The sequence below is a fragment of the Clostridioides sp. ES-S-0048-02 genome (assembly GCF_020658495.1).
In the GTDB taxonomy this organism is placed as follows: domain Bacteria; phylum Bacillota; class Clostridia; order Peptostreptococcales; family Peptostreptococcaceae; genus Clostridioides.
This window is the reverse complement of record NZ_JACVWH010000001.1, coordinates 134,062-155,871: the sequence shown is the minus strand read 5'-3', so window position 1 is coordinate 155,871 and position 21,810 is coordinate 134,062. Positions and strand designations below refer to the sequence as shown.

Here is a 21,810-nt window from a genome sequence, read left to right as displayed (position 1 = left end):
ATTTTATATTAAATTTAATCCATATTATTTATATTAACTCTCTTATTTTATCAGCAATGCACTTTGGCGATAATCCTACAAAATTATATAGTTCATCTGCATTGCCATGTTTTATAAACTCTTCTGGTATTGCTATATTAAGTATATTTACTTTATATCCATTATCTATAATAAATTTACTTATTCTACTTCCAAATCCGCCAGTAATAACATTATCTTCTACTGTAATTACATTTTTATGATTCTTAAATAAAGTATGCAACATATCTTCATCCATAGGCTTTAAAAATCTAGCATTAACTATTGTTGGATTTATACCTTCTTCTAACAATATTTCTTTAGCTTCTAGAGCATGTTTCACCATATTCCCAATAGAAAGTATGACTGTATCTTGTCCATCATCTAATATCTCATATTTTCCTAACTTAATTTCTTTGTATTCTCCTTTATTTAGGTAATAACTATTTCCTCTTGGATATCTAATTGCCAATGGAGAATCCAATTTTAATGATAAATCCATCATAAGTTCCATTTCTCTTGTATCTTTTGGAGCCATCACTACAATATTTGGAATAGAATTTAAGTAACTTAAATCAAACATACCATGATGAGTTTCACCATCATTTCCAACTAGACCAGCTCTATCTATAAGAAAAGTAACTGGTTTTTTTGTTATACATACATCATGAATAACTTGGTCATATGCTCTTTGTAAAAATGATGAATATACAGCAAAATAAGGCTTCATACCATTTTTTGCAAGACCTGCCGCAAACCCTGTTGCATGTTGTTCAGCTATACCAACATCATAATATCTTTTTGGGTAAGCACTTTCAAATAAGTTTAATCCTGTTCCAGATGGCATTGCAGCTGTTATAGCTACTATTTCTTCGTTTTTGCTAGCCATCTCAACCAATTTTTCACCAACACTAACCGACATAGACTTAACTTTAGAAGATGTTACACCTGTCTTTATATCAAACTTTGATACTCCATGATATTTATCAGGTTGTTCCTCTGCAAATTTATATCCTTTTCCTTTTTTTGTAATAACATGTAAAAGCACAGGTCCTTTTTTATGTTTAGCTTTTCTAAGTGTTTCTATTAATTCTTTAGTATTATGACCATCTATAGGACCATAATATTTTATACCTAATGAATCAAAAAATGAACAATCTTGAGGAGAAAAACTATATATTAATTTGTCCTTAAATCTATGTGCAGTCTTAGATAAAATTTCACCTGTTGATGTAACATTTAAAATCTTATCAACTTCATCTGTCATTTTAACAACTGTTGAATTTCTTATAATACTTGATAGATATTTAGACATTCCGCCAACATTTTTATCTATAGACATCTCATTATCATTAAGAATTACTATCATATTAGTATTTATATATCCCAATTGATTTAAAGCTTCAAGTGCCATACCTCCAGTTATAGAACCATCTCCAATTACAGATATAACACTATAGCTTTCTTTTTTTATATCTCTAGCACAGGCAATACCTGTTGCCACAGAAATAGATGTACTGCTATGTCCTGTGTCGAAAATATCATGAGGACTTTCACTCTCCTTTGGAAAACCACTTAGTCCGTTGAATTGTCTTAAAGATACAAAACAATCTTTTCTTCCAGTAACCATTTTGTGAACATAAGACTGATGTCCTACATCCCATACAAATTTATCTTTAGGGCTGTCAAACACTTTATGAAGTGCTAATGTTAACTCAACTACACCTAAGTTAGAAGCTAAGTGTCCTCCTGTCTTGGAAACAGATTTTACTAAAAACTTTCTTATATCCTTTGCAAGTAAATCCATTTCTTCTATGCTCATATTTTTTATATCTTTTGGAGAATTTACTTTATCTAAATATTTATACATATTATCCTCACCTTTTATTTTGTAAATTTTAAATTTACATCAATATTAAAGCTGTTACTATACCAAGTAAAGCTCCAAACCAAACCTCTAGTGGTGTGTGACCTATTAATTCTTTTAATTTCTTCTGCTCTATATGCTTTCCATGTTGAAGGTCTGCTACCATCTGATTCAATATAGTAGCTTGTTTCCCAACAGCACGTCTAACACCTGCTGCATCATACATTATAATCAGTGCAAGCACAGTAATTATAGCAAAATCAGTAGAATTAAACCCTTTTTCAATGCCTACCACTGTAGCTAAACTTGTAACAAAAGAACTATGAGAACTAGGCATACCTCCTGAAATGAGTATTCTTGAAAACTCAATTCTCTTTCCCTTCCCAGTAAATATCTTTATAAATTGTGCTAAGAAACAAGCAATAAGACTTATTCCCAAAGCCCCATTGTTAAAAATCTCCGAAAAAAAGTTCATTTTTCCCTCCTCGATTTTAGCTGTATATTTTAATATTCTCTATCTATTATATATTCAGCCAATCCCTTTAAAAAATCTACATTGTCAGATAATTTTTCTATACTCTTCTTTGCCTCATCTATTAAATTATGTGCAATTTCTTTAGATTTATCTAATCCTAAAAGAGATGGATATGTTGATTTATGATTCTCTATATCACTGCCAACTTTTTTCCCTAATTTTATTTCATCTCCCACTATATCTAGTATATCATCTACTATCTGGAATGATAATCCGATATTTTTTGCATATTTAGTTATTTCTTCCATTTGTTCTGAGTTTGCTCCACCTATAGTTGCTCCTGCTCTCATACATCCAACCATCATTGCAGCAGTTTTATTCATATGTATATAATCTAATTTTTCTTTTTCAATTTGTTTATTTTCACTTTCTACATCTACCACTTGCCCACCTATCATTCCATATATTCCAGCACCTTTAGCAATTTCATTTATAGCTTTTAGATATTTTTCTGGATTTTCTTTATTTATTGAACCTGCAAGCATAACTTCAAAAGCATAGTTCAGTAAAGCATCTCCTGCTAAAATTCCCATTGCTTCTCCATATACCTTATGGTTTGTTGGTCTTCCTCTTCTTAAATCATCATTGTCAAGAGCTGGTAAGTCATCATGTATAAGTGAGTATGTATGTATCATTTCAATTGCAATAGCAAAAGGTATAGCTTCTTCTTCATTTCCTCCAACTACCTTACAGGCTTCTAATGTAAGTATTGGTCTTAATCTCTTACCTCCAGCGCTCAAGCTGTAGTTCATAGCCTCAATAACAGTTTTTTGATAACCTTCTTCTTTTGGCATATATTCTTTAAGTATATCTTCTATAAAACTTGCTTTTTCTTTTAAGTGTTGTTTAAATTCCACTTTTATTCCTCCTCTATTCTAAAATCCTCTTCTATTCCTAATTGATTAAATTTACTTATTTTTAATTTTGCATCATCCAAAAGCTTATTACAATGTTTATAAAGACTAATTCCTTCTTCATATAAGCTTAAAGATTCATCTAAGCTAGCATTTTTAGATTCTAACTCATTTAAAATGCTCTCCAATCTTTTGTAAGCTTCTTCATAGGTTAAGTTCATATTATACCTCTTTATTTTCAATTTTATCTATTATACATTCTAAATTTCCATCTTTTAATACTATATCTATGTTATCTTCAGTTTTCAATCTTTTTATACTATTTATTACTTTTCCGTTTTTTTGAACTATACTATAACCTCTGTCCATAGTGGCTAATGGACTTAGGTTATGAAGTAATGCTCCAACCTTTATTAATTTTTCATCTTCTAATTTTAAATTATTTTCTATTCCAAAAATTATTTTATCATATATTTTATCCAATTGTATAACTTTATCTTTTATTGTGTAAGAATCTAAATAGTTATTTATTTTATTAAACACTGATTCTAACTTGTATTGGTCTAATTCAACTTGGTTTATAAGAGACTTGTTAAGTCTGCTTTTTATATTCCCAAGTTTATATTTTATGTCATCTAATGATGGAGTTGCAATCTCAGCTGCTGCTGATGGTGTTGGTGCTCTCATATCAGACACAAAATCACAAATAGTAAAATCAGTTTCATGACCAACTGCTGATATTATTGGAATTTGAGAGTTAAAAACTTCTCTTGCTACCATTTCATCATTAAAAGACCAAAGTTCTTCTATTGAACCCCCACCTCTACCAACTATAATTGTATCCACATTCTTCATATGATTAAAAAATCTAATTGCTTCACATATTTCTTCTGCTGACCTATCTCCTTGAACAGTTACTGGATAAAGCTTTATATTGACCTTTGGATATCTTCTTTTTATTACATTTATTATATCTCTTATAACAGCTCCTGTTGGAGATGTTATAACTCCAATTGAATTTGGCATTCTAGGGATAGATATTTTGTATTTGGAATCAAACAAACCTTCTTTATTAAGTTTTTCTTTTAATTTGTTAAATTCTATGTGTAAATTCCCAATTCCCTCTATTTCAATTTCATTAATATATAATTGATATGCACCATCTCTTTCATAAACTGATATATATCCACTAGCTACAACCTTTACTCCATTGTCTAATTTTAGATTACGATTAAAATTACTTTTAAAAATTACACAGTTTAGCTTTGAAGTTTCATCCTTTAACGATAAATAAACATTTCCACTGCTATGTATTTTAAAATTAGAAATTTCTCCCTTAACTTTAAGATTAGAAAGTATTGGGTCATTTATTAAAATTCTTTTAATATATGAATTTGCTTCACTTATATCTAAAGCTCTTAGTTTCATATTTTTTCTCCTAAAAAGTTATTCAATCCTATTATAGCACACCCAACAGCATTATCAGTTGAATATTGTGGCTCTGTAAAATGAGCTTTTATACAATTTTTACTTAGTTTTAAACTTAATTCTTTGAGGATATACTTACTTGCAGAAACTCCACCTGCAAAAACTACTTCTTCTACATTGTAAGCTTCACATAAATATATTAAAGATTTAAACATGTTTCTAACTACTGAATCCAGTACTAATTTAGATATATATTCTTTTTTATTTTTACTAATATTATCTCTATTGTCATCTATAATTTTATTCACCTGATTTTCTAATCCAGATAAATTCATATATCCCTCTCTTACAGAAGTTTTTAGACCACTTTCTATTTTAAGATTACAATTTAAAGCATTTTCATCTAGATATTTTCCTGAAGGAAATTTATATCCTAGCTTGACACCTATTCTATCTATAAGTTGCCCAAAGCTAATATCTTTACTTCCTCCAATTATATCTATATTATATCCAAAATTATTGTATAACTTACTTTTATCATCTTTTTTAGTATTTATTTTAGCTATTGCATCTAAGTTTTTTTTATTGCTTATTTTAGTTATTACATCTAAATCTTTGTTATTTGCATCATAATTATTATCATGCTTAGTTATTAAAAGTATCTCTGTAGTGCCACCTGACATATGAACAGAAATAAATTTGTTATTATTTTTTAATTTACTATTTAATAAACTAGCCTCAATATGATTTTCCTGATGAGTCGTTTCATAAAATTTACATCCATGTATACTTGATAATAACTTTCCAAAATTGTACCCAACATTAAATACAGGCATGTATGAATTTTCAACTGGTCTAGGCTTAATAGATGAACAAACTCCCTCTATGACAAATTTGTCCCCAAATGATTTTATCCTATCACTAAGTAATCCTAAATTATTTATGTGTTGAAACACAGCTTCACTTTGTCTCAATCCTTTTGAATTTTCCTTTACTTCTAACATTATTTTTTCATTAAAAATAACTTTTTTATCTAAAGAGATAGCTGCTATAGAAGTAGTATAGCAGCTAGTATCAATTCCAATTATTATATTATTGTCCAATTTCATCAACAACACTTCCTAATATTCCATTTATAAATTTAGGAGATTTATCATCACAATATATCTTTGCAAGTTCCACAGCTTCATTTATTGATACTTTATTAGGAGTGTCTAAATAAACTATTTCACACACGGATAATCTAAGTATAGACACATCTACCTTTGGCATTCTATCTACTGTCCAATTTTTAGCATGCTTATTTATTAATTCATCTATCTCATCATGATTCTCTCTTAGTGCTTTACATACTGTATTTATATATTCTCTATCTACTATATCTTCAAGTTTAGTATCTTCTAATTTTAATTTTGCATTATTTGAGTACTTAAGTGTAAGTTCTTCATATCTATTTATAATATGTTCTGAATTATCTTTTAAGAAAGAATCCACTTTATCGTCTAAACCTTCAAACTCCTCTTTATTAATATTTATTTGGTATATAAGTTTCATTATATATTCCCTTGTTGTACTTTTTTGTGCCCTATCTTTTTTCATCAATTAAAATTCTCCTTTAAGTTTAATTATCTATATAAAATCAAATGCCAACAAAAAACCCTCTGACTTTTCAGAGGGCTAATATTAATTTTTCTTAGTTGCTTTTACTTCTTCTTTATCAGCTTTATCTTTCTTAAAGCTGATTCCTTGAATGTGTATATTTACTTGAGAAACCTTCAGTCCTGTCATTGTCTCAACAGTATTTTTTACATTTTCTTGAACTTTAAAAGCTGTATCTGGTATTGACATGCCATATTTTATCATAACCATTACGTCTAAATTAACATCCTCTTCTTCTATTTGTATCTTTACTCCATTATTTTTTAACAACTTATCTGTTAATGTTGCTGTAGTTTCTATGCCCTCAACTTCTAATGCTGCTAAACCAGCTATTGTAGCTATTACATCATTAGATATTTTTACTTGTCCAAATTTATTATCTTCCATATTAAAACTTACCTCCTGATTTTAAGGAACTATTTTTATAAGTATAATAATACCAAATACAACTCTACTTTGCAAGAAAATAACCTCAGTTAATTCTGAGGTTTATATTTTACTTAGTATTATTATTTGTAAGTTTAATATTTTCATACTTTACATTAGCCTGTTCTGCAACCAAATCAAATATTTTTGCTGCATCTTTTTTATCTAATTTAGCTTCATTTACAACAACATTGACTTTGCTATCACTTATATAAACTAATGCTTCTTCATATCCCTTTGTACTCAAAAGATTTTCTATTTGAAGCTCTTTTTCTTGAGTTTTAACTATATTTAATTTCATATTAGAAGCTTCTTTTCTAGATTCCTCTGTTGTAGATGGATTATTTATCATTTCATTTAAATCCTGAACTAATTCATTTCTTTGTTTTTCTCTATTCATTTTCATATCTAAAATATAAGATGCTTTTTTCATATTCTTTTCAGATGATAATTGAGCTTTTATTTCTTTACTTGTTTCAGTTACTTTTTCCTTAACCTTACTAGCCTTACTATCAACTATATCAATGTCAGCACTCTCTTTGCTATTTTGTTTATCTGTAGCATCTGAGTCTTCTTTATTGCTACTATCACTATCATCAGTAGTATTCTTCTGTAATTGAGCTTCTTCATATGCTTTAAATTCTTTTGATGTTTCTAGTAAAGATTTCTTACTAAGTTGATAATTTACTGTTCCTACTATTACTAACATTGCAGTTAAAGTTATTATTACAAATCCTCTTCCCTTATAATTAAACTTCATTCATTTATCCCCCCGGTTATATGTATTTATTTAGAATATATTTCTACTTGATGACCTGCTACTTGTAATGATGTTTGAACTGCACTATAAAGTGTTTCTTTGACATTTGGATTACTAGCTCCACTTGCTACTACTATCACTCCTTTTATCTTTGGCTCTGTAGTTTTTATAACTACAGGGTCACTTGAATTTGAAGTTATCATTGTTTTATTTTCACTTGAAGTTGTAACTGTTCTTTCTCCACCTTGTGCATCTTTCTCCTCTGTTGTTTCTGTTGTTTGGTTTGAGTTAAAAGCAGGTTGTATTTCTTCACTTGACTCAAATGTAATCATTACATCAACATCTCCTGCTCCATCAATTTTAGATAGTATTGTTGTTAATTTTGATTCTAAATCGTCTTTTTCATGTTCCTTAGCAACTTGTTTTTCAGTCTTTTTGTCAGCATCTGTTTTTCCAACTTTTTCATCAGTTTTGCTACTTGGAAAACAAGATAATAGTACTAATGATACCACACATATTCCAGCTATAGTTATTAGTGAATATACCTTTCTCTTATCTTTGTCGTTTAAGTTTTTAAACATTCTTCCAACTCCTATTTATCAATTTGTATAGTTTCTATAGAAACATCAAGCACTTTTATTAGGTCATTTTTTAGTTTGTCTTCATTTAGATTCAGTCCATACTCTGTACCTTTTTTAAAAACTTGTTTAGAATTTTCTTTGTCATTAGAGTTTATGCTATCTTCATCTCCTTTAGTACTATTATTTTCATTTTCTTCATCACTATTGCTCTTTGACATATTATTTTTTTCTTTTATTTTTATATTATTTATATTTGCACCATTAAGCTCTATATCTTCTAAATCATAACCATATTCATCAAGCTTTAGCTTAAGCACTTCTTTCAAACCATCTTCATATCCCTTAGATAAGCTAGTATTTCCAGTCTCTTCTGCTAAAGCATTTGTACTATCTACATATTCCTTATTGTAATTTCCCATAGATTTTAAAATTCTATCTTCTAAGCTCATGTCTTTTGAAAAAAATCCTACCACTGGAGTTATTACAATAAATACGAATATAAAATTTAACACCAAGTTCACATACGGCTTTATCTTGGAACTAGGTAAAATCATATCAACTATATTTACTATAAATGCTCCTATTAAAATACTAACTATCCATGCCTTTATGCCCTCTAACATAGCATCCTCCTCTCTAAAATATTTAGATTAAAAGTAATTACTCTTTATTAATCTATACATTATCCTTGACTTACAACACTTATCGAGGTCAAAATAGCTACAGTCACAAAGAACATTATTGTTATAGCAATTACTGATGCTAACATTATTATCATTAGATTTGCAACTTCATTTAAAAAATTTGATATTCCATCTTCTCCAACAGGCTCTACAATTATTGCTGCCAATTTATATACCACTATGACGGATAAAATTTTTATCACTGGAAGCAAACAAATCCCAATGAGTAAGATAAGCCCTATTCCGCCAAATATATTTTTTATAAGTTGAGATGAAGATAGTAAAATATCCACAGAATCTGATACAAATCCACCAACAACTGGTATAAAGTTACCTATAGCAAACTTCGCAGTTTTTACACTGAATTTATCAAAACTAGTTACATATAAGCCTTGTATAGATACAAGTCCTAAATATACGGTAAACATAGCCCCGATAGAAACATAATTTATTTGTTTGACAAAAGAAAAAAATCTTTTTAGCCTTATGTTTTTTGATAAATTGTTTATTATTAGAATTCCAAATGCAACAGTTACTGATACAAATAAAAATTTCTTGAAAAATACATTTATAAATGTCACTCCTCCTATAAAAATAGGATTCAAAGTAGTAGATGTTATTGGAAATCCAATTAAAAGTAAAAATGTTATTAGTATTGGCATTATAACTTGCATAAGACCTACAGTATGGTCTATTGCATCATAACAAATTTGTAGTACATCTTTAAATCCAATTAAAGTGAGCGATACCATTGTAATAAATATTATATACGTTGCTATTTGACTAACTGCACCTGATGAAAAAGAATTCTCTAAACTTTTTAAAATAGATGACAATAAAGCTAATACTAAAATTACTGCTACTACCTTTAAACTTGCTTTAAACTCATCAAACATCAATATCTTCAGTCCATCTTTATTAAATAAATCTAAAATATTTTTTTCTCCACTAATTAGGTCTTTTACAAACGATTTTAAATTAACATCATTAATAACTATTTCTTTATTTATATAATCTTGAATTTCATTTATATCTAACTTGTCTAACTGACCATCAATATATTTATCTATGCTACTCTTAGCTTCACCATATTCTTTATCTTCGCTACTTGGAACCTCATTAGCAAATATTATAATGGCAAAGATATTTACAAAAAAGAAAGTCAATACAAATCCCATAATCATTGGTAAAAATCTTTTTTTCATAAGCAACCATGCCTCTCTTCACTCTATAAACCTCAATACAACAAAATATCCTTTAAATAACAACTAATATATCTATAGCTATCTACCTTAATATAAATAACTATGGAATTATATTCACCACCATTTCTACAATGGATAAAAGTATAGGGAAAGACATTGACATAACTATTATTTTTCCTCCAAACTCTAGTTTTGAAGCAATGTTTCCTTCCCCACAATCTTTACAAAGTTGTATTGCAAATTCCATTAAATATGCTATTCCTATTAATTTTATTATTAAAGATATATACATAGTTGGAATATTAGCTTTATTAGCTAAATCTTGTATACTATCTATTATAAAATTTAGCTTAAACATAACTGATAATAATATTGTTACTCCAGTTATTATTGCTATGAAATTTGCTATTTCTGGTCTATCTTTTTTTATTACTAAACAGAGTGTAGTTGAAATGATTGCAATTCCTATTAATTGCATTATTTCCAAATTACTCCCTCCTCTTTAGTAAAGTTGAAACATTGTTCTTACAGTATTGAATAAATCACTTATTTCTGTTATTACCATCCCCAACACGATTATTACACCTGCCAAAGTAGTAAGCCCTGCCCAATCTTTTCTGTCTGTTTTTTCCAATATCATATTTAATACTGATATTAGAATACCTACACCTGCAACCTTTAATATCAATGATATCTCCATAATAAACCTCCCCATATTAAATCAATATAATACATATACCTATGCCTATAAAGGTTACTAATTTTTTATATAGCAACCCTTTTTTACTTATGTCTTCTTTTGTTTCATAGGTTTGTTTTTTCAGATTTTCTATAGATAAATCTATCATTCTTTGTTGGGACTCTATATCACTTTTTCCCAATGTAAGAATTAGATTTTTTAATTCCTCAATTTCTTTACTTCCAAGATAAGTTTCTTTAACTAAAATTTCAGTATTCTCTGATATTATTTTTTCTAAAGTTTTGCTTTGTTCATTGTGAAGTTCTTCTGAAATTTGATAGAAAAAACTCCAAAAACAAAAGTCTTTATTGCATCCTATCCTTCTAAAAATTTCTTCTAATGTATAAAGCCCAAAAGATAAATCCATCCTTAATATTTCTAAAACTCTTATTAAATCATTTAGTTGTTTGTGTCTTCGTGTATAGGTTTTGTATATATGTTCACCTATCAAATAACTACTTCCTATTAGGAGTGCTATAATAATTATCTTAATTTGCAAAGTACCATCTCTTTTCTTCTAAATCATAAATTTTTTCAATTGTCCCTGCACCTTTCTTAGCAGAAAGAATTATAACTTTTTTAAACAATTCTTTGTCTAAGAGTCTGTTTAACTCTTTTCTATTTTGTATATCTTCCATTGAATCTCCATGTACAGTAGTTATTAATCCAATACCTCCATTTAATGCTGTATATAATGCCTTTATTTCTTTCTCACTTCCAATTTCATCTGTCACAATAACATTTGGCGACATTGACCTTAAAAGCATCGTAATACCCAACTCTTTTGGGCAAGTTTCTATTATATCAGTCCTTATTCCAACATCCATCTGTGGAGCACCTAAGTAAGCTCCTGCTATCTCATTACGTTCATCTACTAGTGCTACCTTCAATCCTTTAAATCCATATTCTTCATTACCATTACTTAAATTTCTTACTATATCTCTAATTAAAGTTGTCTTTCCACATTGAGGTGGCGATATTATCAAAGTATTATTAATTTGATTTTTACCTTTTATGATATGACTTAAAATCTTATTTGAACATCCTATGACTTCTCTTGATACTCTTATATTTAAAGATGATATGTGTTTTATATTTTTGACTTGTCCATCTTCTACTATTACTTTTCCAACTAACCCTACTCTATGGCCTCCTCTCAAAGTTATAAACCCTTTTTTTATATCATCCATAAATGAATGTATTGAGTATTTACATATTATTTGAAAAGTTTGCTCTATATCTTCCCTTGTCACTATATATGAATTGTGCTGATTTAAATCAAGTTCCATAGTTTTTTGATTATAAAAATAATCTTTAGAGTTTGCATTTAGTATCAATGGTTTTTGTGAACGTAATCTAATTTCTTCTATGTTTAGATTATTGTCTGAGATTTTTTCTACCTTCTCTCTTATGTTTGTAGAAAGAGAGTTTATTATTTCATCTGAAAGTTTATTCATTTCTTGTCCTCCTCCTTTGTTTATATAATTCTATTTATAAAGGACAAGGAATATTACCAAAACCTATATAATTTTTTTAATAATATTTATCTATAAAAAAATGAACCCTATTGTTTAGGATTCACTTAATAAGTAAATTATTATAAAAATAAAAACTAAGACCACTCTCAAGCATAGAGTTATCTTAGTTTTTTATTATCTACATTTCTTTTATTAGCCCTTTTTTATAGGCCATTAAAAGCAATTTTAAGTCTTCTATTTCTTCTTGTATTTTTACACCCTCATCAGTATCTCTCACCATTTTTCTCTTTGCCTTATGCTCTACTACAACAGTTGTCGATAAGATATCGCTTTCATTTGCAATAGCCTCTTCAGCAGAATTAAATGGTTCATGTGATACTAGTTGTAAAGTTCTAGAATTATATATCAAAGTGTATCCAGCTATACCAGTAGTTTTTTGATAGGCTCTAGAAAAACCACCATCTATAACAAGAATTTTTCCATTGGCTTTTATTGGGCTCTCTCCATTTTTACTTTCTACAGGAACATGCCCATTTATTATATGTGATTCATCAAGTTCTAAATCAAATTCTTCAAATATTCTTTCACAAGCAACATCACTTTCTCTAAGCTTAAAATATGGATTCTTATTTTCTTTATGAGTCTCTTTTTCTGCTATAAAATATCTTTCAAATGTAGTCATATCGTCTTTTCCAAATAATGATGAACATTTTCCAGTCCACAAATACCACATAATATCCATACCATATAATTTTTCTTCTGCTTTATCTTTAAAGAAAAAACCTTCTCTTGCTAGAGATTCCATCTTATCCATAAGGATTTTACCTTTATACTCTTTTCCCATTATATTCATAGACATAAAGCTTCCATCTTCATTTAATGGGACACATCCATGAATTAATAAATTTGAGTTTGCCTTTAAATATATACTTCCTTTAGAAAATAAAAATGAAACATGCTTTTGTAATTTTTCGCTACCTCTAAATGAAGACACTAATTTTTCAATAACATTTTTTTCTTCAATACTCAATTTATATGGGTCTTTTTTGTCTATTGTAGGCAAATAAGTATCTTTTAGTTTATATGTTTTTCCTTTTAAAGTAATAGTTCCCTCTTCATAATTTATCATGTTAAGCAAAAGCCTATGCTCCATTTCAAACTCAGGTCTTCTCTTTATCACTTCACCTTCAAGTTTAAATTGAATTATACTTATTGCCTTATGCATTTTTGCCATTAAAGACTTTTCTGTTGTTGTCACACTTTGGTCATTAATCTTAGGAATAAATTCTTTACATGGGTCATCTTTATACATTTCTATTGCAAAAGTAGCTAAAGGTAATAGATTTATCCCATATATATCTTCTACGATATCTAGGTTTGCATATCTAGCCGAAATTCTAAGTGCATTTGCTATACAAGTTTTTTCACCTGATGCTGCACCCATCCATAGTATGTCATGATTTCCCCATTGAATATCTACACAATGATGTTCAATAAGCTTATCTACAATTATATCTGGTCTTGGACCTCTATCATAAATATCACCTATTACATGTAGTCTGTCAACAACTAACTTTTGTATAACCGTGGAAATTGCAATTATAAACTCTTTAGCTATACCTATATCAACTATTGTCTCAACTATACTTTTATAGTATTCTTCTTTATGTTCACTTTTAATATGCTCATGTAAAAGTTCTTCTATTATGTATTTAAAATTTTCTGGTAAAAGTTTTCTAACTTTTGACCTAGTGTATTTGCTGGAAGCATACTTACAAAGTTCTATAAGCCTATAGATATTTATTCTATAAAAATCATCTATATTTTCCTCTTGTTTAATTATTAAGTCTAGTTTTTGTTCAGGATAGTATACAAGAGTTGCTAGCATCTTTTTTTCACTATCTCTTATTGTATTTGAAAATAATTCTTCTATTTTTCTCTTTATTACACCAGAACCATTTTTTAAAACATGTACAAATGGCTCATATTCGCCATGTACATCTGTTATAAAATGTTCAGTTCCCTTTGGAAGATTTAATATAGCCTCTAAATTTATTATTTCTGTACTTGCTTTCGATATGCTTGGATATTGTTTTGATAATAACTTTAAATATTTAAGTTTACTATTTAAATATTCATCTGATATTTTACACAGATTTTTCATAATTCGTCCTCCAAAATTATATTAAGGTATATTCTTTTTTTAATTATACCATACTTAATATGATTTTTTCGAGATAAAATGTACACTAATTATATTCCTAATAAAAGTGACATCCCTATCAAATCAGTATAAACACCATTGTAATAACATTCTTTCTTTAATATACTTTCTACTTCAAATCCGACTCTTTTGTATAATTCTATAGCATTATGATTTTCTTCATTAGTAACAAGAGTTATTTTCTTAGTTATTCCATTTGATTTACACCATTCTATAAGGTCTAACATAAGTCTTTTACCTAATCCAGCTCCCCAGTATTTTTCTTTAACAACAATTCCTAAAACTCCAACATGCTTTCCTTTTGCTTTTTGATTGGAATCAATTGTAGCAATACCAGCTATCTCTCTATCTATAAATGCAATTAATTTTATTGAGTTATCAGATGCTTTTGCTGACTCTATAGAATTTTCTTGGTCTTCTAAAGATATTTTATATTCATCTTTCCCAAATGAAAGAAAATGAGTTTCCCCACCTACTTCATTATAAAAATCTATAATAGCTTGGGCATCTTCTTTTACGCCTTCTCTAATAGATACTTCTATACCATTCTTTAAAGTTATTTCTGACATAAATTTACCTCCTAACAAGTTTTTTATCTAATAAACATAATACTATTATTTTACATCTATTACAATATTTTTCATGTATTAATAACAATATAAGGTTATACTAAAATAAAAATTTAATAATATTTTAATATAACCTTATATATATTTATTTATATTCAATTTTTTGATAATATTCCTCTGCTAGTTAAATAGTATTTACAATATAATTTAAATAACTTTCTTTAAATCTTCTCCATAAACTTTTCTGTTATAAGACTTCATTATAAAGTATAGTGGTACTCCAACTGCTAATGCTCCTAATCCCATAACTAATTGGTGCATAGACGCCTGGAATAATAACCATGTACCAACACACACTGCAATTAAAGGAATTACTGCTCCAAATGGAGTTCTAAAAGTCCCTACTAATTCTGGTCTTTTCTTTCTAAATACTAACACTGATAGAGAAGTAGGTATATATTGTATAAATCTAGCAACTGCACTTATTGCTGCTAATTCAGCAAAACTTCCAGACAAAGCTATTGGTATAGTAATTATCATAGTTGCTATTATCGCTACATATGGTGTACCATTTTTATCTTTCCTTGCAAACATTCTTGGTAACATTTTGTCATCAGCTAAAGCTACACAGCTTCTTGGATTTACAAAAGCACCACACATACAAATTCCACCAACAGAAACTAATGTCCCAAAAGTAACTAATCCTGCACCCATATTTCCAAAACATATTCTCGCCGCATCTGCAACAGGAGTAGCTGTACTGGATAATTTATCTCCTAAAATACCAACACACACAACTTGATTTAATATATATATTATTGATGCAATTACTATTACACTTATAATTGCTATAGGTATATTTTTTTGAGGATTCTCCATATCTTCTGCTGCTACTGCTATAGATTCAAACCCTGTAAATGAATAAAACATTAAAAGTGCTGCTGCTCCAAATTCTGTAACTCCTGCTCCTGGTGGTACCATTGTTGAATTAGTAAAATTAGCTCCTTTTATAAAAAATACACCTATTACTATAAATAATACTAATGGAATTAGCTTACCTACTGTTATAACATTTTGTACAATTTTTGATAAAGATACTCCTAATAAATTTATAATTGTAAGTCCAACTATCATAGCTACTATTATAATTTTTTGTATATGTGGGTCACCTGCAGGAGCCCATACTGCTGATAAAGATGTAGGAAAACCTACTATTAACGCTCCCCAAGAAATACATCCTATTACCCATTTCATAAGACCTACTTCAAATCCAAAAAAATCTCCAAATGCTTCTTTGGTGTACACATATGCAGCACCATTTTTATTAAATTTACCTGCCACTTCAGCAAAACAAAACGCCATAGATAAAACTAATAGCATATCAAACATATATACAAATATACTCGCAACACCAAATGCCTTCATTGCGTTTCCTGGTAATAGGAAAACTCCTGCTCCTACAACCGCATTAATACCTAAAAGTATAATACTTATTAATCCCATTTTATTTTTTTCGTTCATGTTTAATCCCCCCAAGGTATATTATAAAGTTGAACAAATATTTACGAAATATTTAAATAACTTTTCCATTTTATCACAATAATCTACCATCATTTCTGGATGCCACTGTATTCCTACTACAAAATTTTCATCCTCTTTTTCAATAGCTTCTATTATACCATCTTTTGAGTATGCTATGGCTTTTAATCCTTCACCAAGTTGTTTAATACTTTGATGATGATAACTATTTGTAAGTAATTGTTTTCCTAAAATACCTTCTAAAATACTCCCGTCTTGAACATCTACCTTATGAGTAGCTACATGTCTTTTAGAAGATTGTGTATGTTTTATGTAACTTCCTTTAACAAGACTATTATCTTGATATAAAGTTCCACCTAGGCTTACATTTAATATTTGTAGCCCTCTGCATATACCTAGTATTGGCTTTTTAAGTTCTAAAGCTATACTTATAGCAATTAAATCAAATTCATCTACTTCGGGATATATAAACGTTGTTTCTTCTCTTGTTTCTTCACCATATAATTGAGGATTAACATCCCATCCTCCAGATATTAAAACTCCATCAACCATCTCAATCTGTCTCTTTATAACTTCTCTATCTGTATTTACTGGAATAATAACTGGGCTACCTCCTCCCTTTAATACTGCGTTTATATAGTCATTATTTACATAGGATCTTTCAAGCCCAGGAAACATTCCATTTTCCATTATTATCAGATTTCCTAAAATACCTATTATTGGTTTCATAATTAAACTCCTAACTAGTTGATTGTTTTATGTACTTATTTTTTATTTATATAATTCTCTAATGCTAGAGAAAGTTGGTCTGGACAAGATGTTGGTTTTGTTTTACACTCTATTCCTTTTAGTTTTTGAATTACATTTTCTATATTCATACCTTCAACCAATACTTTTAATCCTTTTAAATTTCCATCACATCCACCAACAAAATTTACATTTGTAACTTTGTCATCTTTTACCTCAAATTCAATTTCTGTAGCACAAGTCCCTGTTGTTTTGTATTTCATAATTAAACCTCCCAATTATTTTGTTGTCTTATCTATATAGTTAGCAATATATATGCCAAAATTTATACTTTACGTTTATTTATTATTTATCAAGTATTCACAATGCTTCCATCAAATATTTTTTTATTTTTAGATATAAATACAAATTTTTTTGCAAATAAAAATAGGTAATGGGTTATTTACTTATAACCTATTACCTATCTAAACCTATTGTCTAAACCTATTTATATTTAATTTATTTTTATATGCTTTTAATATATAGTATTAAATGTTAATTTGAGCATAAGATGGTTTAACTTTTATATATATCTTTCCAAGTTCTAAGATATTTCTATTTAGAATCTTTTACTTTAATATACCTAATTCATATTATTGTAAAACTTTATACCTTCTTGTGTTATTTGACTTCCACATCTTCCAGATTTAGATGATATGTATCCACACTCACTCAAATAAGACAATACTTTTCTTACTTTACTTTCAGATATTTCAATACCCTCCTCTGTAAGTTTTTCTATTATAAAACCTCTTCCAACTCCAGAAGTTAAATCTTTTCTTTCATATAGTATTCTAAGTATATACTCAAATTCTTTTTTGGTATAACTAACCCCATCATCAAAGCTACTAATATATTCTGTCTTTATATAAGGTGGAAGGTCATCTTTAAAAACCATACTTTCACACATTAAACTTACATAAGAAGCAACATTTTGCAACTCTCTTATATTTCCTGGCCAATTGTATTTTTCTAAAATAACCTCAACTTCAGGAGAAATTTTTATATCCTTTTCCAAAAAGAAATTCATGAGAGTTATTATATCTTCTTTTCTCTCCCTCAATGATGGTATGTCTATTGGTAGTACATTCAATCTATAATACAAATCTTCTCTAAATTTACCTTCTCTAATCATTTTAGGTAAATTTTTATTTGTCGCAGCTATAATTCTAACATCTATATTTATAACATTGTGGGAACCTATAGGCATAACTTGTTTTTCTTGAAGTACTCTAAGTAATTTTGTCTGTAATAATGGAGGCATATCTCCAATCTCATCTAAAAATATAGTTCCATTGTTTGCAAGTTCAAATAGACCTTTTTTCCCTTCTCTTAATGCTCCTGTAAAAGAGCCTTTTTCATAGCCAAATAACTGACTTTCTAATAAGCTATCTGGAACTGCAGCGCAATTAACTGCTATAAAAGGCTGATTACTTCTATTAGAGTTATTGTGAATTGATTGGGATAATAATTCTTTACCAGTTCCACTCTCTCCTATTATTAAAACAGAAAGGTCTGATTTAGATATTTTTTTAGCTAACTCTATACACTTTGTCATCCTCTTATTCTTAGTTTTTATATCTTTGAATGTGTACTTTGCTATTTGACCTTGCTCTCTTAATTTATTGGTAAGATTTTGTTCTAATTTTTTTATATAGGTTATTTCTTGTAAATTGTAGTATATACCAGCTTTATTACCCATAGAAAATATATTTTTTTTATTTACATTTATATATTTCTTATTTGTAAATACAACTTCATCAGCAATTTCTTTGTCTTCAAGTAAAATATCCAAATCTTTAGAGATAATATCTTTTATGTTTTTTCCTCGTATATTTCTGTCTATTCCTAAAATTTTTAATACTTCTTTATTAAATGTATTTACAACACCATCTATTGAAGTAAATATTATTCCATCCTTTGACAAATTTAATATAACATCTTGTTCTTCTATTTTTAGAAATAATTGTCTATAATTGTCTTTGACACCATTATCTAAGCTTATTAGACGTTCAGAATATACCATCAGATTTTTTCTTATTTCCTTCACATCAATTTTAAGCCCATTTATTATCTCTATAAAAGTAGATATATCAATGTATCTATTTCCTAAATCAATTACCTTATTTATATAATTTGGTACTTTTTGGGTTACTCCAGGTGTTATGGCTATATCTATATTTTCATAGGTTCGTCCTTCAATATATGGAGTAAGCTTTAAATTTTTTACTCCTATCTTATAAAACAGACTTATTGTTTCTAATGTAGTTTCTTTTGTGTCATTCACAACTAATACTTCTGTTCCATATGGTATTGAAAACAATCCATATATTTCTTTTTCTTTAAGAGTTCTTCTCACAACTATAATTTTACTATCTTGTACTAAATGCTTTCTCATGCTATTTAATCTGTCATCATTCATTACTAAAACAAAATCACCTTGTATTTTATCATCATCTTTTAAATTTTCTAAATAATAATGATTTATATCAAGATAATTTTCTAAAACTAATCGTATATTTTCTTCCAAGAAAGATGATAGTTTAGTTATCTTATCTGTTACTATAGCTATTGACTGCTTCATATTTATACCTCATATCTATATAATATACAATTATTTGTACACTACTTTATTTCTTCCAAGCTGTTTTGCTTTATATAGATTTTTATCAGCTTCTTCTAATATGTTTTTGCTATCAGAGACATGGGCTATACCTGCACTTATAGTTACATTCACATCTTCACCCCATTTTTTATTTTCAATTGCATTTCTTATATTGTCAATTATATCAAACACTTCTTCACCAGATTTATCTCTTATCAATACAGAAAACTCTTCTCCACCATATCTAAATACTTTATCTTCTTGCTCAAGCATAACACAAATAGTATTTACTATGCCCTTTATGACAACGTCTCCAAATTTATGTCCATAATTATCATTTATAAGTTTAAAATTATCTATATCTATCATTACAAGTGCAAAGTTATCATCTTTTTCTCTGTACTTATTATACATAATATCAAAACTTTTCCTATTATAAACATTTGTAAGTCCATCATGTAAATTTTGTGCTTTAAAGTACTTCAATCTATTATATAAAAAAGTAGAACCTAATGTAATAATTAAAATTACACTAAATAATATTTTATAAGACTTAATTTCTTTTTTACTTTTTTCAAAAAACTCACTTTCACGTGATACCTTATCAATTATATAAAAACTAATTTCCGAATCTCTTATACTTTTGCTCTCTTTATATTCATTTATTAATATCTTCTGGTACTTATTTACAGAGTTTACATTCCCTTGTTTCTCATATATATTCAATATTTCATTTAAGGTTTTTATTTTCTCTTGAGTTAACTTTCTTTTAGTAGATATCTCTAGGCTTTTTTTATAGTTATCTATTGCAGAATCATAGTTTTTACTTTTATATTCCAAATTTCCCATTGCCATATAGTAATACATACCTTTATCTAATATATGAATTGATTTATCATATTTTATAAGATAATCAGCTCTTTCTAAAAGAGTCTTTGCCTTTGATATCTCATTTTTTCCTACATGTGCATTTGCCTGCATTATAGAAGCCATTATTTCAAAATCATTGTAATCATCTATGTTTACAAACTTTTTATAGTCTTTTACATTGCTACATGTTTCAATGGCTTTATCATATTCTCCCAACTCTACATATATTTCTGCTAAATTTATAAGAGCATATAATCTAACCATTCCATTTTTTTCATCTTCATCAACATCTATCTTAAAAGAATCCTTTATTAATTTTTCTCCTGTTTCATATCCACCTACCTTTAAAAGTATGCTCGCCAAATCAACATCTAGTCTTGCTTTTTCATAATTATCCCCTAATTTCTCAGCTAATTTTATAGACTTTACAGTTAAATCTACTGCGCTAGAATAATTATTATCCATTATGTACACTGATGCTAGTCTTTTCTCTATACCAAATCTACATTCATCAGATAATTTTACATCTGATGTTCTCATCTTTTCTAACGAATCAATAATTATCTTCGTTCCATCTGGGACATATGAAATAGTCTTTAACATATCCCAAACTTCATTATATACTTTATTGTATTTTTTTTCTGGGATAGATTCAAAAGAAGTTTTAACCATTTTTTTTGCTTCATCATACTTCTTATCCGACACAAGACTTTCAGACATATATTTTCCCTTATTTATAATTTCTCTTTCTTTAAGTCCATTTTGATCATACCCTATAAACAAAATAATACTAATAAGTATTATAGCTATAAAAATTATCTTTTTGGGTAAACTTTTCTTTGGTAGTCTAAAATTCAAAATTTTAGCCCTCCTTCTGTATATTGTAGAATGAAAAATTGCATATATATAACCTCTCAATAATTTATGATACAATATATCAAAATGATTTACAACATGTGCTAGAATTAAAATTTAATAAAAAAG

The 21,810-nt window shown here is 28.0% G+C and carries 23 protein-coding genes; all 23 read right to left on the bottom strand.

The window, feature by feature from the left end:
* Nucleotides 1-28: 28 nt before the first annotated feature.
* Nucleotides 29-1,888, bottom strand: coding sequence for a 1-deoxy-D-xylulose-5-phosphate synthase (gene dxs, locus IC173_RS00745; protein ID WP_227855023.1), 1,860 nt, complete (start codon nt 1,886-1,888; stop codon nt 29-31).
* A gap of 34 nt (nt 1,889-1,922) precedes the next feature.
* Nucleotides 1,923-2,360, bottom strand: coding sequence for a divergent PAP2 family protein (locus IC173_RS00740; protein WP_227434127.1), 438 nt, complete (start codon nt 2,358-2,360; stop codon nt 1,923-1,925).
* 29 nt (nt 2,361-2,389) lie between these two features.
* Nucleotides 2,390-3,277, bottom strand: a complete 888-nt coding sequence (locus tag IC173_RS00735; RefSeq protein WP_227434126.1) for a polyprenyl synthetase family protein — start codon at nt 3,275-3,277, stop codon at nt 2,390-2,392.
* A gap of 2 nt (nt 3,278-3,279) precedes the next feature.
* The gene (gene xseB, locus IC173_RS00730; RefSeq protein WP_227434125.1) at nt 3,280-3,495 is read right to left on the bottom strand and encodes an exodeoxyribonuclease VII small subunit; all 216 of its coding nucleotides are present in this window, start codon (nt 3,493-3,495) and stop codon (nt 3,280-3,282) included.
* 1 nt (nt 3,496) lies between these two features.
* Nucleotides 3,497-4,702: an exodeoxyribonuclease VII large subunit gene (gene xseA / locus IC173_RS00725; protein WP_227855022.1), complete on the bottom strand. Its 1,206-nt coding sequence runs from the start codon at nt 4,700-4,702 to the stop codon at nt 3,497-3,499.
* On the bottom strand, nt 4,699-5,811 hold the full coding sequence (locus IC173_RS00720) for an O-sialoglycoprotein endopeptidase (RefSeq protein ID WP_227831237.1): 1,113 nt from the start codon (nt 5,809-5,811) through the stop codon (nt 4,699-4,701). The genes xseA and IC173_RS00720 overlap by 4 nt, the downstream gene beginning before the upstream one ends.
* The gene (nusB, locus tag IC173_RS00715) at nt 5,795-6,301 is read right to left on the bottom strand and encodes a transcription antitermination factor NusB (RefSeq protein ID WP_227831238.1); all 507 of its coding nucleotides are present in this window, start codon (nt 6,299-6,301) and stop codon (nt 5,795-5,797) included. Before nusB ends, IC173_RS00720 begins: the two co-directional genes overlap by 17 nt.
* Before the next feature lie 84 nt (nt 6,302-6,385).
* Nucleotides 6,386-6,748: an Asp23/Gls24 family envelope stress response protein gene (locus IC173_RS00710; protein WP_227836211.1), complete on the bottom strand. Its 363-nt coding sequence runs from the start codon at nt 6,746-6,748 to the stop codon at nt 6,386-6,388.
* A 109-nt stretch (nt 6,749-6,857) separates the two neighbouring features.
* A complete protein-coding gene (locus tag IC173_RS00705; protein WP_227434120.1) occupies nt 6,858-7,547 on the bottom strand; it encodes a SpoIIIAH-like family protein in 690 nt (229 codons plus the stop codon).
* A gap of 26 nt (nt 7,548-7,573) precedes the next feature.
* The gene (locus IC173_RS00700; RefSeq protein WP_227434119.1) at nt 7,574-8,128 is read right to left on the bottom strand and encodes a stage III sporulation protein AG; all 555 of its coding nucleotides are present in this window, start codon (nt 8,126-8,128) and stop codon (nt 7,574-7,576) included.
* Nucleotides 8,129-8,139: 11 nt separating this feature from the next.
* Complete coding sequence (locus IC173_RS00695) at nt 8,140-8,751, bottom strand: stage III sporulation protein AF (RefSeq protein ID WP_227434118.1); 612 nt, start codon at nt 8,749-8,751, stop codon at nt 8,140-8,142.
* Between the two features lie 59 nt (nt 8,752-8,810).
* Nucleotides 8,811-10,016: a stage III sporulation protein AE gene (gene spoIIIAE / locus IC173_RS00690; protein ID WP_227434117.1), complete on the bottom strand. Its 1,206-nt coding sequence runs from the start codon at nt 10,014-10,016 to the stop codon at nt 8,811-8,813.
* Nucleotides 10,017-10,116: 100 nt separating this feature from the next.
* Nucleotides 10,117-10,494: a stage III sporulation protein AD gene (spoIIIAD, locus tag IC173_RS00685; protein WP_227434329.1), complete on the bottom strand. Its 378-nt coding sequence runs from the start codon at nt 10,492-10,494 to the stop codon at nt 10,117-10,119.
* A 24-nt stretch (nt 10,495-10,518) separates the two neighbouring features.
* Nucleotides 10,519-10,716, bottom strand: coding sequence for a stage III sporulation protein AC (gene spoIIIAC / locus IC173_RS00680; protein WP_009888937.1), 198 nt, complete (start codon nt 10,714-10,716; stop codon nt 10,519-10,521).
* Nucleotides 10,717-10,732: 16 nt separating this feature from the next.
* Nucleotides 10,733-11,254 carry a stage III sporulation protein AB gene (locus IC173_RS00675; RefSeq protein WP_227482200.1) on the bottom strand — a complete coding sequence of 174 codons (522 nt, stop codon included), beginning with the start codon at nt 11,252-11,254 and terminating at the stop codon, nt 10,733-10,735.
* Nucleotides 11,244-12,212 carry a stage III sporulation protein AA gene (gene spoIIIAA / locus IC173_RS00670; RefSeq protein WP_227434115.1) on the bottom strand — a complete coding sequence of 323 codons (969 nt, stop codon included), beginning with the start codon at nt 12,210-12,212 and terminating at the stop codon, nt 11,244-11,246. The genes IC173_RS00675 and spoIIIAA overlap by 11 nt, the downstream gene beginning before the upstream one ends.
* Before the next feature lie 199 nt (nt 12,213-12,411).
* Nucleotides 12,412-14,397, bottom strand: coding sequence for a fructose-1,6-bisphosphatase (locus IC173_RS00665; RefSeq protein WP_227482198.1), 1,986 nt, complete (start codon nt 14,395-14,397; stop codon nt 12,412-12,414).
* 89 nt (nt 14,398-14,486) lie between these two features.
* A complete protein-coding gene (locus IC173_RS00660; RefSeq protein WP_227434113.1) occupies nt 14,487-15,026 on the bottom strand; it encodes a GNAT family N-acetyltransferase in 540 nt (179 codons plus the stop codon).
* 207 nt (nt 15,027-15,233) lie between these two features.
* Nucleotides 15,234-16,547, bottom strand: coding sequence for an APC family permease (locus tag IC173_RS00655; protein WP_227855021.1), 1,314 nt, complete (start codon nt 16,545-16,547; stop codon nt 15,234-15,236).
* Between the two features lie 21 nt (nt 16,548-16,568).
* On the bottom strand, nt 16,569-17,294 hold the full coding sequence (locus IC173_RS00650; protein ID WP_227855020.1) for a gamma-glutamyl-gamma-aminobutyrate hydrolase family protein: 726 nt from the start codon (nt 17,292-17,294) through the stop codon (nt 16,569-16,571).
* Between the two features lie 35 nt (nt 17,295-17,329).
* A complete protein-coding gene (locus IC173_RS00645; RefSeq protein ID WP_227434110.1) occupies nt 17,330-17,575 on the bottom strand; it encodes a TIGR03905 family TSCPD domain-containing protein in 246 nt (81 codons plus the stop codon).
* A gap of 359 nt (nt 17,576-17,934) precedes the next feature.
* Nucleotides 17,935-19,935: a sigma 54-interacting transcriptional regulator gene (locus tag IC173_RS00640; RefSeq protein ID WP_227855019.1), complete on the bottom strand. Its 2,001-nt coding sequence runs from the start codon at nt 19,933-19,935 to the stop codon at nt 17,935-17,937.
* A gap of 30 nt (nt 19,936-19,965) precedes the next feature.
* Nucleotides 19,966-21,684 carry a diguanylate cyclase gene (locus tag IC173_RS00635; protein WP_227855018.1) on the bottom strand — a complete coding sequence of 573 codons (1,719 nt, stop codon included), beginning with the start codon at nt 21,682-21,684 and terminating at the stop codon, nt 19,966-19,968.
* Between the last annotated feature and the right edge of the window lie 126 nt (nt 21,685-21,810).

What these genes read in the sequence shown, in the direction of transcription:
- IC173_RS00705 (WP_227434120.1), bottom strand. Translation starts at nt 7,547, where the DNA reads ATGAAGTTTAATTATAAGGGAAGAGGATTTGTAATAATAACTTTAACT.
- IC173_RS00655 (WP_227855021.1), bottom strand. Translation starts at nt 16,547, where the DNA reads ATGAACGAAAAAAATAAAATGGGATTAATAAGTATTATACTTTTAGGT.
- nusB (WP_227831238.1), bottom strand. Translation starts at nt 6,301, where the DNA reads ATGAAAAAAGATAGGGCACAAAAAAGTACAACAAGGGAATATATAATG.
- spoIIIAC (WP_009888937.1), bottom strand. Translation starts at nt 10,716, where the DNA reads ATGGAGATATCATTGATATTAAAGGTTGCAGGTGTAGGTATTCTAATA.
- IC173_RS00695 (WP_227434118.1), bottom strand. Translation starts at nt 8,751, where the DNA reads ATGTTAGAGGGCATAAAGGCATGGATAGTTAGTATTTTAATAGGAGCA.
- IC173_RS00660 (WP_227434113.1), bottom strand. Translation starts at nt 15,026, where the DNA reads ATGTCAGAAATAACTTTAAAGAATGGTATAGAAGTATCTATTAGAGAA.
- spoIIIAD (WP_227434329.1), bottom strand. Translation starts at nt 10,494, where the DNA reads ATGCAATTAATAGGAATTGCAATCATTTCAACTACACTCTGTTTAGTA.
- IC173_RS00645 (WP_227434110.1), bottom strand. Translation starts at nt 17,575, where the DNA reads ATGAAATACAAAACAACAGGGACTTGTGCTACAGAAATTGAATTTGAG.
- IC173_RS00700 (WP_227434119.1), bottom strand. Translation starts at nt 8,128, where the DNA reads ATGTTTAAAAACTTAAACGACAAAGATAAGAGAAAGGTATATTCACTA.
- IC173_RS00710 (WP_227836211.1), bottom strand. Translation starts at nt 6,748, where the DNA reads ATGGAAGATAATAAATTTGGACAAGTAAAAATATCTAATGATGTAATA.
- dxs (WP_227855023.1), bottom strand. Translation starts at nt 1,888, where the DNA reads ATGTATAAATATTTAGATAAAGTAAATTCTCCAAAAGATATAAAAAAT.
- IC173_RS00650 (WP_227855020.1), bottom strand. Translation starts at nt 17,294, where the DNA reads ATGAAACCAATAATAGGTATTTTAGGAAATCTGATAATAATGGAAAAT.
- IC173_RS00640 (WP_227855019.1), bottom strand. Translation starts at nt 19,935, where the DNA reads ATGAAGCAGTCAATAGCTATAGTAACAGATAAGATAACTAAACTATCA.
- IC173_RS00740 (WP_227434127.1), bottom strand. Translation starts at nt 2,360, where the DNA reads ATGAACTTTTTTTCGGAGATTTTTAACAATGGGGCTTTGGGAATAAGT.
- xseB (WP_227434125.1), bottom strand. Translation starts at nt 3,495, where the DNA reads ATGAACTTAACCTATGAAGAAGCTTACAAAAGATTGGAGAGCATTTTA.
- xseA (WP_227855022.1), bottom strand. Translation starts at nt 4,702, where the DNA reads ATGAAACTAAGAGCTTTAGATATAAGTGAAGCAAATTCATATATTAAA.
- spoIIIAE (WP_227434117.1), bottom strand. Translation starts at nt 10,016, where the DNA reads ATGAAAAAAAGATTTTTACCAATGATTATGGGATTTGTATTGACTTTC.
- IC173_RS00720 (WP_227831237.1), bottom strand. Translation starts at nt 5,811, where the DNA reads ATGAAATTGGACAATAATATAATAATTGGAATTGATACTAGCTGCTAT.
- spoIIIAA (WP_227434115.1), bottom strand. Translation starts at nt 12,212, where the DNA reads ATGAATAAACTTTCAGATGAAATAATAAACTCTCTTTCTACAAACATA.
- IC173_RS00665 (WP_227482198.1), bottom strand. Translation starts at nt 14,397, where the DNA reads ATGAAAAATCTGTGTAAAATATCAGATGAATATTTAAATAGTAAACTT.